The 12,297-nt window shown below is 73.9% G+C and carries 5 protein-coding genes; 4 read left to right on the forward strand and 1 reads right to left on the reverse strand.

Features of this window, described 5'->3' with window-relative positions; translation table 11 throughout:
- Positions 1 to 70: 70 nt before the first annotated feature.
- From VF092_09930 to VF092_09940, 3 genes are all read left to right on the forward strand, one after another.
- Positions 71 to 1,261: an HlyD family efflux transporter periplasmic adaptor subunit gene (locus tag VF092_09930; protein ID HEX6747595.1), complete on the forward strand. Its 1,191-nt coding sequence runs from the start codon at positions 71 to 73 to the stop codon at positions 1,259 to 1,261.
- On the forward strand, positions 1,258 to 4,038 hold the full coding sequence (locus VF092_09935) for an ATP-binding cassette domain-containing protein (GenBank protein ID HEX6747596.1): 2,781 nt from the start codon (positions 1,258 to 1,260) through the stop codon (positions 4,036 to 4,038). Before VF092_09930 ends, VF092_09935 begins: the two co-directional genes overlap by 4 nt.
- Before the next feature lie 286 nt (positions 4,039 to 4,324).
- Positions 4,325 to 6,427 (forward strand): ABC transporter ATP-binding protein, encoded by a 2,103-nt coding sequence (locus tag VF092_09940; protein HEX6747597.1) that lies wholly within the window; start codon positions 4,325 to 4,327, stop codon positions 6,425 to 6,427.
- Positions 6,428 to 6,820: 393 nt separating this feature from the next.
- Here the strand turns inward: VF092_09940 and VF092_09945 are convergent, their stop codons facing one another.
- On the reverse strand, positions 6,821 to 7,183 hold the full coding sequence (locus VF092_09945; protein HEX6747598.1) for a hypothetical protein: 363 nt from the start codon (positions 7,181 to 7,183) through the stop codon (positions 6,821 to 6,823).
- Between the two features lie 2,637 nt (positions 7,184 to 9,820).
- On the opposite strand from VF092_09945, the gene VF092_09950 reads away from it, so the two are divergent.
- The gene (locus VF092_09950; protein HEX6747599.1) at positions 9,821 to 9,973 is read left to right on the forward strand and encodes a hypothetical protein; all 153 of its coding nucleotides are present in this window, start codon (positions 9,821 to 9,823) and stop codon (positions 9,971 to 9,973) included.
- Positions 9,974 to 12,297: the final 2,324 nt, after the last annotated feature.

The following is a 12,297-nucleotide window of genomic DNA, read 5'->3' on the forward strand; positions in this document are numbered from 1 at the left end:
TCCCGCGTCTCCGCATCTCGTCCCATCGCCGCAACCGCGGGTGGGGGAGGGGCGTTTCAGATGAGAACGCATGCCTCGCGATCCCCTCATCCGCCCCACTCCCATGCCCGTCCCCTTCTCCGGCACCACCCGCGCGCTGCTGGCCGACCGTGGCCGCGGCGCGATCGCCATGCAGCTGGCCGGCGCGGCCGTGGTGGCGGCGTGGGCGGCGTGGATAGGCGCGGCGCGGCTGACGCTGTACGAGGCGTCGGATGCCGCGCGCATCGAGGCGGACCGCGCGGTGCACCCGGTGGACGCACCGTCGGGCGGACGCGTGGTGCAGGCGCCGGGGCTGCGGCTGGGCGCGCCCGTCCGCGCGGGCGACGTGCTGGTGGTGCTGGACGCGCGCGCCGAGCGGATCGAGCTGGAGCGTGAGCGCGGGCGCGTGGCGTCATTGGAGCGCGAGCGCGCGGCGCTGGCGTCGCGGCTGGACGCGGAGGCGCGCGTGCTGGCGCGAACGCGGGACGCGCTGGCCGCCGCCGCGGGCGAGTCCGCCGCGCGCGTGCGCGAGGCCGAGTCCGCCAGCCGCTTCGCCGACGCGCAGGCGCGGCGCGCGGCGGTGATGGGCGCGGCGGGCGCGCTGAGCGACGCGGACGTGAGCCGCACGCGCGCGGCCGCCGAGCAGGCCGCGTCGGACCTGGACGCGGCGCGCTCCGGCGGCGCGGCCACGCAGGCGCGCGGCCGTCAATCCGTGGCGGAAGGCGAGGCGCGGATCGACGCGCTGCGCGGCGAGCTGGCCGGGCTGGAGGCGGAAGCCGCGCGCGCGGCCTCCAACGCGCGGCGGTGGGAGCTGGAGGTGGAGCGGAAGACGCTGCGCGCGCCGGTGGACGGCCGCCTGGCGCGCGTGGAGGCCGTGCGGCCCGGCGAGGTGCTGGCCCCCGGCGCGCGCGTGGCCGAGGTGGTGCCGCCGGGTCGCCTGCGCATCGTGGCCCAGCTGCCGGTGCGCGCCACCGGCCGCATCCGCGCGGGGCAGGCGGCCACGCTGCGGCTGGACGCCTTCCCGCCGATGCGCTACGGCACCGTGGTGGCGCGTGTGGCGCGCGTCGGCGCCGAGCCGCGTGGCGGGCGCGTGCGGGTGGAGTGCGAGGTGGTGCGCGCGCCGGCCGCAATTCCGCTGCAGCACGGGCTGGCGGGATCGCTGGAGATCGCGGTAGGCGCGGCCACGCCGGCCTCGCTGCTGGCCGGCGCCGCCGAGCGCGCGCTGCGCGGAGACGGCCGATGAGGAGCGGCCGCCGCCTCCTCGTGCCGGAGGTGATCCAGAGCTCCGCGCTGGACTGCGGCCCCGCGGCGCTGAAGAGCCTGGCGGAGGGATTCGGGATCCGCGTGGGCTACGGCCGCCTGCGCGAGGCCTGCCAGACCGGCGTGGACGGGACGTCGATCGACGCGGTCGAGGCCGTCGCCCGGCAGCTGGGGCTGGACGCGGAGCAGGTGATGCTCCCCGCCGACCATCTCCTCCTCCCCGAAGCGCGTGCGCTCCCCGCCATCGTGGTGATCCGCAACCCGGGCGGGATGACACACTTCGTGGTCGCGTGGCGGATGGACGGCGGGCGGGTGCAGGTGATGGACCCCGCGACGGGGCGGCGCTGGCGCGCGCGGCCGCGCTTCGTCTCCGACCTGTACCTGCACACGCATCCCGTTCCCGCGGCGGCGTGGAAGGACTGGTCCCGCTCGGCCGAATTCACCGATGCGCTCACCGCCCGCCTCGCGCGTCTCGACCTCCGCCGCGACGCGGAGGCGCTGGTCGGCGATGCGCTGGCGCACCCGTGCTGGCGCGGAATGGCCGCGCTGGACGCGTCCACGCGGCTGACCGCGTCGCTGGTCGCCGGCGGCGCGCTGCGGGCGGGCGCGGAGGCGGCGCGGGCGCTGGTCGCACTGCGCGACGAGGCGCTCGCGCTTCCCGAGGGCGGCGAAACGGAGGCGGTCCCCGCCGCGTACTGGATGGTACGGCCGCATCCGCCGGGCGCGGACGGCGAGGAGCGGCTGCTCTTCCACGGCGCCGTCCTCGTTCGCGTGCGCGGGCGGCTCCAACGGGACGCATCTCCCTCCCCCGACTCCCCCCGATCTCCCGAGCCCCTTCCCGAGATCCGCGCGGCGCTGGAGGAGCGCTCGCCCGCGCCCGGCCGCCGCCTGCTGTCGCTGCTCGCGGAGGACGGCGCGCTGGCCCCCGCGGTGCTGGCGATGGCGCTCGTCGCCGCGGCGGCGGGAACGGTGCTGGAGGCGCTCCTCTTCCGTGGCTTGCTGGACGCCGGCCGCGCGCTGGGGACGGCTCCGGCGCGGGCGGCCGTCGCCGGCGCGCTGCTGCTGCTGTCGGCGGTGCTGCTGGGGATCGAGCTGTCGGCCGCGAGCGGGCTGCGGCGCGCGGGGCGGCACCTGGAGGCGCGGCTGCGCATCGCCTTCCTGCGCAAGCTGCCGCGCCTGGGCGACCGCTACTTCCACAGCCGGCTGATGTCGGACATGGCCGAGCGCGCGCACGCCGCGCACTCGCTGCGTACGCTGCCGGATCTCGCGGGCCGCACCGTGCGCGCCGCCGCCGAGCTGGCGGTGACGGTGGGCGCCATCGCCTGGCTCGACCCGGCGAGCGCGATCCCGGCCGTGCTCGGCGCCGCCGCCGCGGTCGCCGTGCCGCTGGCGATGCACGGCTTCGTGGCCGAACGGGACCTGCGCGTCCGTAGCCACCAGGGTGCGCTCAGCCGCTTCTATCTCGACGCGCTGCTGGGGCTTACGCCGGTACGCGCGCACGGCGCCGAGCGCTCCGTCCGTCGGGAGCACGAACTGCTGGTGACGGAATGGGCGCGCGCCGGGCTCGGCCTGTTCCGCGCCCTCGCCGCCGCGGACGGCGTGTCGTCGCTCGTGGGCTACGGCGCCGCGGCGTGGATCATCCTGGGCCACGCGGCGCGCTCGAGCGCGAGCGGACGCCTGCTCCTCCTGGCGTACTGGGCGCTCGCGCTCCCCGCGCTCGGGCAGGCGCTGGCGCTTCTGGTGCGCCAGTACCCGGTCCACCGCAACGTCGCCCTCCGCCTCTTCGAACCCCTCGAAGCGTCTGAAGAGCAAGGGGATATGGCAGATGGAGAACCGGCACCCGCGGAAACGCACAAGGTCGGCTCCGGCGAAGTCCGCGTAGGCGGACTGCGTGTCGTTGTAGCCGCGACTTCAGTCGCATCCTCCGAACCTCCTCCATCCCCCGACCCCCCACCTGGCGTCGCCATCGACATGCGCGGCGTGCGCGTGGAGGCGGCGGGCACAGAGATCCTGCATCGCGTCACCTTGGCGATCGCGCCGGGCGAGCACGTGGCCATCGTGGGCCCATCCGGAGCGGGCAAGTCGACGCTCGTCGGGCTGCTGCTCGGGTGGCATCGCCCGTCTCGCGGCGAGGTGCGTGTCGACGGACGCATGCTGGACGGCGCGGAGCTGCGGCGGCTCCGGGCGCAGACGGCGTGGGTCGATCCCGCGGTGCAGCTCTGGAACCGCAGCGCGGCCGAGAACCTGGCGTACGGCGCCGAGTCCGGTCCGCTCGCGCGCCTGGGTGACGCCGTCGAGGCGGCGGCGCTGGGCGGCGTCGTGCGACGCCTGCCGCAGGGGCTGCAGACGCCGCTCGGCGAGGGCGGCGCGCTCGTCTCCGGCGGCGAGGGGCAGCGTGTGCGCTTCGCCCGCGCGTGGCTCCGTCGGGACGCACGCCTGGTGATCCTCGACGAGCCGTTCCGCGGTCTCGACCGCGAGCGACGCCACGCGCTCCTGGCCGAGGCGCGGCGGGCGTGGCGCGGCGCTACCCTCCTCTGCGTCACCCACGACCTCTCCGAGACGGAGGGCTTCGACCGCGTGCTGGTGGTGGAGGACGGCGCCGTCACCGAGGACGGCGCGCCCGCCGAGCTCGCGGCCCGCGCCGGCTCGCGCTACGCCGCGCTGCTCGCCGCGGAAGCGGCCGTGCGCGCGCGGTTCGCCCGCGGGCCCGGGTGGCGGCGTTTGTGGCTGGCGGACGGCGGGCTGACGGAGACGGAATGATCATCACCACCCACACGACACCGCGGGGTGTCATCCTGAGGGAGCGTACGCGCAGAACTCTCGGCCGCACCGTTACTTCGACGCTCCCGAAGGATCTATTCGACCCGGGACGATGCCTGTCGCGTACGGCGACCGTTGCGCATGCCGCGAGTAGATCCTTCGGGCGCGACAAGCTCCTCTGCGGACGCGGCGCGGGTGCTTTGCGCCCTCAGGATGACACCCGGAAGGGTGTCGCGGGTGGCGCCACAGGCGCGATCTCCTGCGAGCCACCGCGGGAAGGTGCGCGGTGAGCGGCGTCGGCGCGCTCGCGTGGCCGGCGGCGGAGCTGGACCAGGCGCTCGCGCTGCTCCTTCGCCACGGTGGATTGTCCGCCAATCCCGCCGGCATCCCGCCGGCGCCGGTGGAGGGCGACGAGGCGGAGGTCGAGCGCTGGATCGCGTCCGCGGTGGCGCCGCTGGAGCTGGAGGCGGAGGCGCTGGATGCGCCCTGCGCGGACGCCGCCGCCATGCTCGCCGGGTGCGCGCCCGCGCTGCTGCAGATCGCGGGCGACGGCGGAGCGCGGTTCGTCCTCCTCGCCGGGCGGACGCGGTGCGGGGTCCGGGTGATCGGGCCCGATCGGATCGCATCCACCCTCCCCATCGAGACCCTGCGCGACGCCGTGTGCGGGCCTCTGGAGCGGCCGCTCGAGAGCGACGTGCGGCGGCTGCTGGAGCGCGCCGGAGTGCCCGCGCGGCGGCGCGATCGAGCCGCCGCGGCGCTGCTGCGCGAGCGGCTGGGCGCGCGCCGCATCACTGGCGTGTGGATGCTGCGGCCGCGGCCCGGCGCGCCCGCGCGGTCGCTCGCGACGGACGCGGGCCTGCGCGGGCTCCCCTGGCGCCTCGGCTTCGTCCACGCGGCGCAGTATGCGCTCTGGGTGGCCGCATGGGCGCTCCTGGCGGCGGGCGCGCTCTCCGGGCGCGTGGACGGCGGGCGGCTGGCCGGGTGGTCGCTGGCGCTGCTCACCGCCGTCCCCTTGCGCGCGGTGTCCGTCTGGTGGCAGGGCGTGCTCGGCGTCCGTGCCGGCGCGGTGCTCAAGCGGCGCCTGCTGGACGGCGCGCTGCGCCTGCGCCCCGACGAGGTGCGCCACCAGGGCGCCGGCCGCTTCCTGGGCACCGTCATCGAGTCCGAGGCCATGGAATCGCTCGCGCTGTCGGGCGGGATCGCGGCGGCGCTGGGGACGCTCGAGCTGGCCGCGGCATTCGCGGTGCTGGCGGCGGGCGGGGGGTGGATCCGGGCGCTTCCGCTCGCCGCATGGCTCGGGGTGATCGCGCTGCTGGCGTGGCGATACGCGCGTCTGCGGCGCCTTTGGACCGACGCGCGGCTGGAGATGACGCACGAGCTGGTGGAGAAGATGGTGGGCTACCGCACGCGGCTGGCGCAGGAGGAGCCCGCGTCGTGGCATCGCGGCGAGGAGGAGCAGCTCGCGCGCTACCTGGACCTCTCCGCGGCGATGGACCGCGCCGCGGCGAGGTTGCCCGCGCTGGCCGGTCGGGGATGGCTGCTGGTCGGCCTAGCGGGCGTGGCGCCGCTGTTCGTGCGCGGGGGAGACGGCGTCGCCGCGGGCGTGGCGCTGGGCGGCGTGCTGCTGGCGTGGCAGTCGCTGGCGCGTTTGGGCCCCGCGCTGCTGATGCTCCCCGACGCGGCCATCGCGTGGCGCAGAGTGGGCGCGCTCTTCCGCGCGGCGTCGCGCCGCGAGGCGGAGGGCGCGTGGCGGGCCGCGTCTCCATCCCCCCGGCCCGGTGAGGTGGTGCTGGAGGCGGCGGGGCTCGGCTTTTCGCACGCGGGGCGCGGCGACGTGCTGCGCGGGCTCTCGCTGCGCCTGCGCCGCGGCGAGCGGGTGCTGCTGGAGGGCCCGTCGGGCGCGGGAAAGAGCACGCTGGCGGCGCTCCTGAGCGGCCTGCGCGAGCCGGATTCCGGATCGCTGCTCCTGGGCGGGCTCGACCGGTGGACGGTGGGCGCGGCGGAGTGGCGGCGCCGGGTCGCCGCGGCGCCGCAGTTCCACGAGAACCACGTGCTCACCGGCACGCTCGCGTTCAACCTGCTGATGGGGCGCCGCTGGCCCGCGCCGCAGGCGGACCTGGACCAGGCCGAGGCGCTCTGCCGCGAGCTGGGCCTGGGCCCGCTGCTGGACCGCATGCCGTCGGGGATGATGCAGATGGTCGGCGAGGGCGGCTGGCAGCTGTCGCACGGCGAGCGCAGCCGCGTGTTCCTGGCCCGCGCGCTCCTGCAGGGCGGCGACGCGCTGGTGCTGGACGAGAGCTTCGCCGCGCTCGATCCCGAGACGCTGTCCGACGCACTTGCCGTCGCCGTGGCACGCGCGCCCGCGCTGATCGTCATCGCCCACCCGTAGCCGCTCGTCCCGCCAAATCGCCGCGATCCGCGGCCCCTCCACGTCTCGTCACAAAGCTGGAACGGCGCGCCTCTCCCGCGCGTTCAAATCTCAGAGAGACAACGATTTCCACGCACGCAACCGAGGAGGCGGGCGATGAAGACCATCACCACGATCCGTGCCGGCCAGGGCGCCACCGTCGACCCCAACGGCTGACAGGACGACACGATGAAGACGAGCACCGCAGTCCATGCCGGCGACGGGCCATTCATCGATCCCAACGGCTGACCAGGCGGGACGATGAAGACCACGACGGCGGTCCGTGCCGGCGAAGGCGGGCACCTCGATCCCAACGGCTGACGCGGGAGGCGGAGATGAGGACGATCACCACGATCCGGGCCGGCGAGGGCTGGCTCATCGACCCCAACGGCTGAGGAGGTCGCGATGAACGCACGCACCACCGTCCGCGCCGGCGTCGGCGCGCGCATCGACGACAACGGCTGAGCAGGAGCACGGAGATGGGCATCCGCACCACGATTCGCGCCGGCGAGGGCGGATTCGTCGACCCGAACGGCTGAACAGGGAGATGGTGATGAAGACGAACGTCACGATCCGCGCGGGCGCCGGCTGGGGCATCGACCCGAACGGCCTGCCCGGGGAGGGAGGATGAACGCGGCCACTGCCGTCCGCGCCGGCGAAGGCGTGGGCCTCGATCCCTTCGGCTGAAAGGGAGATGGCGATGAAGATGAACACCACGATCCGCGCCGGCGAAGGCATCGGCATCGACCCGTTCGGCTGACGCGGAGGCGGCGATGGAGACGGCCACCACGGTCCGCGCCGGCGACGGTGTCGGCATCGATCCCAACGGCTGACGCGAGGAGATCGCGATGAAGACGGCCACCACCATCCGCGCGGGCGACGGGATCGGCATCGATCCGTTCGGCTCACGCTGACGCGGGGACGAAGGATGATGCTCACCACGATGCTGCGGGCGGGCAATCGCGGCGCCATCGACCCGAACGGCTGACAGCCGTTCGAGCCCACGGGGGCGGCGACTCGCGCCGGCCCCGGAATCACCCCTGGACAGAGGGAGGATGCGATGAAGGCACACACCACCGTTCGCGCAGGTGCAGGCGCCCGCATCGACGGCAACGGCTGAGGCGACGGGCGATGAAGACGGCCACCACGATCCGCGCCGGCGAAGGCTCCGGCATCGATCCCTACGGCAATCCCTGACGGAGCCGGGCGCGATGAACGTCCCCACCACGCTGCGTGCGGGCGGCGACCACCGCTGCACCATCGACCCCAACGGCGGCGCCTGCACGCCGTGACCCCATCCACCCCGCACCACGGGAGCGGCAGATGAGCAACACGACCACCGTCCGCGCCGGCGGACGCGCCACCATCGACCCGAACGGCTGACGAGGGCGGCGATGCGCACCCACACCACGGTTCGCGCGGGCGCCGGCCCACGCATGGACGACAACGGCTGACGCGAGAGGCGACGATGAGCATCCGGACGACGGTCCGCGCGGGTTCGGGCGTCCGCATGGATCCCAACGGCTGAACCGCCGGTTCCGCGACCCGCGGCGACTCCACGCCGCCGCGGCATCACCCACCACCATGGAGGTTCGCGATGCACCTGAGCACGTACGTCCGCGCAGGCGAGACCTGCCACATCGATCCCAACGGCTGAGGCGGCGATGAGCGTAAAGACGAACACGCGCGCCGGCGGCGGCATCTGCATCGACCCCATCGGCTGATCACGGAGATGCGCACCAGCACGCAGGTACGCGCAGCCGGGGGCGGCTTCATCGACCCCTACGGCTGAACGGCACACGGCTCCGGCGGCCGGACGCCACCGGGCATCCACACTCGGACGAGGGAGGAAGAGATGCGCACGATCACCCAGGTCAGGGCCGGCTCCGGAGGCTGCCTGGACCCGTTCGGATGACGGCGGGCCGGCCCGTATCCCCCCAACCAGGAGGCAGCGATGCCCACGACGGCACAGGTCCGCGCCGGTAACGGCGCCGGCATCGACCCCAACGGCTGAACGGCACGCGGCTCCGGCGGCCTCACCGCCGCCGGAGCCACACGCGACCACCACGGAGGCGGCATGAGCACGAGCACGAAGATCCGCGCCGGTACCGGCCCGTGCATCGACCCGATCGGGTGATGCGATGACGGCTACGACCCACGTCCACGCCGGCCAGGGCGGCCTGATCGATCCCAACGGCTGAGCGGCGGAGAATCCACCACGAGATGAGGCGACGATGAGCAGTCACACACAGATCCGGGCCGGCACGGGCGCCTGCATCGACCCCGAGGGATAGAGGCGGGCGATGCGCACGAGCACCCACGTCCGCGCCGCCGCCGGCGGAGAGATGGATCCCAACGGTTGAGCGCACGGGCACACCCGCGAGGGGACGGATGAACGCGACCACGAGCGTCCGCTCCGAGGCCGGCTGCAGTATGGACCCCGACGGCTGAACAGGAGACGAACGATGACGACGAGCACCCACGTCCGCGCGGCGGGCGGCCCCGGGATGGACCCCAACGGAGGTGGATCATGAGCACGAGCACGCACGTCCGCGCCGCCAGCGGCGGCGGGATGGACCCCGACGGCTGACGCGCGGGAGGCGACGATGATGACCCGCACCCACGTCCGCGCTTGGCAGGGATCGATGATCGACCCCAACGGCTGAGGAGATCCAGATGACCACGTCCACCACCATCCGCGCGGGCTACACCGCCTGCGTCGACTCCAACGGCTGAACCAGGAGATCGAGATGAGCACGTCCACCAGCGTCCGCGCGGGCTACTCCGCCTGCATCGACCCGAACGGCTGAACCTTCACCCGGAGATTGCCATGAGATCGGAATCCAACGTCCGTGCCGGCTACTCCGGCTGCGTCGACCCCAACGGGTGAGATCGCGATGACCACGAGCACACACGTCCGCGCCGGCGGCCGCGGGGGATGGGACCCCAACGGCTGACCCCAGCCACGGAGGCAGGGATGCGCACGACCACGGCGGTCCGCGCCGCGGAGGGCAGCGGCATCGACCCGAACGGCTGAAGAGGAGATCGAGATGCACTCCACGACGAGCATCCGCGCCGGCGACGGCGCCTGCATCGACCCGATGGGTTGAGCGGGAGACCTGGCGATGAAGACGAGCACCCGAGTGCGCGCCGCCGGCGGCGGCGCGATGGACCCCAACGGCGACGGCTGACCGCCGGCAGCCGCATCACCCCGGAGGCACCGATGACGACGAGCACGCAGGTTCGCGCGGGCGACGGCTGCTGCATCGACCCGTGGGGCTGAGGAGGCGGAGATGAAGACGACCGCGACCATCCGGGCCGGCACCGGCCCACTGATCGATCCCTTCGGCTGAGATCCGGCCGACCACACGCGAGGTGAGCGATGAAGACGAGCACGAGCATCCAGGCCGGCTGCAGGTCCACCATCGACCCGTGGGGCCAGCCCTGCGGATGACCGGGAAGATCCCCATGCACGCGACGACCACGGTCCGCGCCGGCCAGGGCGCAGGCCTCGATCCCAACGGCTGACAGCCCGCGGCTCACCACGAAGGCTGAGGATGAACGCGATGACCACTGTCCGCGCCGGTAGCGGCCCGGGAGCCGATCCCGACGGCAGGACCTGAGATGAAGGCGAGCACCGGAACGCGCGCCGCACAGAGAGTGACCCTCGATCCTAACGGCGCCGCGCGCCCCTGAGCACGGAGGCGGGAGATGCCGCAGCACACGCACATCCGCGCCGGCGAAGGCGCGGGGCTGGACCCGCACGGCGGTGGATGATCTGCCGCGCAGAACCCAATGGCGGCACGGGCCGCCGACTCCGGCCGTGCCGCCGCCCTCGGCGCGGAGTCCTTCCCATCGGCGGCAGGACGGGACGATCACCATGACCGCACACACGCACGTCCGCGCCGGCAAGGGGCTGGGCGCCGATCCCAACGGCTGACGATGGCCACCCACACAGCCATCCGCGCCGGCAAGGGCTACGGCGTGGACCCCAACGGAGGCTGACGATGAGGCTCGACACCACCGTCCGCGCAGGCGCAGGCGTGCGCATGGACGACAACGGCGCGCACTGAGCGCCATCCGCCGCGGCCGGTCCGTCCCACCACGACCGGCCGCGGCGCACGGTTCATCTCGCGCCCGCGCCGCTCGTCCTCCGCGCGCCACCACTCGTCCCAGGCGCGCCACCTTATCCATCACCCCTGCGTTCTATCTCCAGGAAGAGGAGCACGGCGATGCACGCGACCACCCACGTCCGCGCGGGTGAAGGCGACGACCGCCTCAGCGGCAACAACGGCCCCGGCCGACCTGAGCCCCAAGGAGCGAACGATGAACACGACCACTCGCGTCCGCGCCGGCGAAGGTCCGTCCCTTTGCCCCCTCGGCGGGTCCGGAAGCTCCGGCTCCGGCGGCAACTCCGGCCACGGCTGAACGGGAGAAGCAGCGATGAAGACGACCACGCAGGTTCGCGCAGGCGAAGGCCCCGGGATCTGCCCCGTGGGCGGCAGCGGCAGCAACTCCGGCCACGGATGAACGGAGATTCGGCGATGAAGACGACCACGCGGATCCACGCAGGCGAAGGCGCGGGGCTCTGCCCCAACGGCGGTTCCGGCTCCAGCAATTCCGGCCGCGGCTGAACGGGAGACGACGATGAAGACGATCACGCAGGTTCGCGCCGGCGAAGGCACCGGCGTGTGCCCCAACGGCGGCACCGGCTCCGGCAGCTCGGGCTCCGGCACCTCCGGCCGCGGCTGACGGCCATGAAGACGATCACCCATCTCCGCGCGGGTGACGGCGATCCGCCGCTGGGCGATCCGGGACCGGGCACCCGCTGAACCAGGGGAGCGCACCATGAGCACGCAGACCGATCTCCGGGCTGGCGAAGGCTCCGAAATCAATCCCAACGGCAATCACTGACCGGCGAGGCGGCGATGCGCACCACCACTACGCTGCGCGCCGGCGAAGGCAGCCAGCTCGACCCCGACGGCTGACGCGCCGGGGAACCCTCCACACGGGAGCGGCACCGCGATCTACCACGACCACGCGGCGCGCGCCGGCAGCGGCGCCGCCGAGGGAAGGGAGCAGACGATGACCACCACGACTCACGTCCGTGCCGGTATCGGCGGGACGATGGACCCCAACGGCTGACGGCACGGGCGCCATCTCCAACCGGAGAAGACCCGTGAACACCAACACGCACATCCGCGCAGGCGAAGGCAGCGGGCTGGACCCCCACGGAGGGTGAGGCGATGACCGCGCACACCTCCCTCCGCGCCGGCGAAGGCAACGGCGCAGACCCGCACGGCTGAGGAGATCCCGATGAAGATGGAGACGCAGGTTCGCGCCGGAGACGGCAACGGCTTCGATCCCCACGGCTGATCGAGAGATTCCAGCGATGAGCACGCACACCCACGTCCGTGCCGGCGACGGCAACGGGCTCGATCCCCACGGCGGCCCCGGTGGTGGATGAGGCCGCGTGGTGAACCCGCACCTCGATCCGCGCGGGCGGCCGGGCAGCGCCGCTCGCGCGGACGAAGGGGAGGCTCGACGATGAACACCCACACGCATGTCCGCGCGGGGGAAGGCAACGGCTTCGATCCGCACGGCGGCCCCGGCGGCGGCTGAAAGGAGATCCGACGATGAGCACGCAGACCCAGGTCCGCGCCGGCGCCATCCTGATGGCCGACGGCATCCTGATGAGCGACTGATACCAAATCCGGCTATACAGTTGACGCATTTGCGTCCGTGGGCCACCACCGGAAGCAGGTGGTACTTCGGATGATTTCGGTCTGCTCGCCGAGCTCGCAGCAACGCTTGCTCAGCGTCGCTTCGAGCTCGGCCAGCGACGCGAAGCT

Source organism: Longimicrobium sp. (assembly GCA_036377595.1).
In the GTDB taxonomy this organism is placed as follows: domain Bacteria; phylum Gemmatimonadota; class Gemmatimonadetes; order Longimicrobiales; family Longimicrobiaceae; genus Longimicrobium.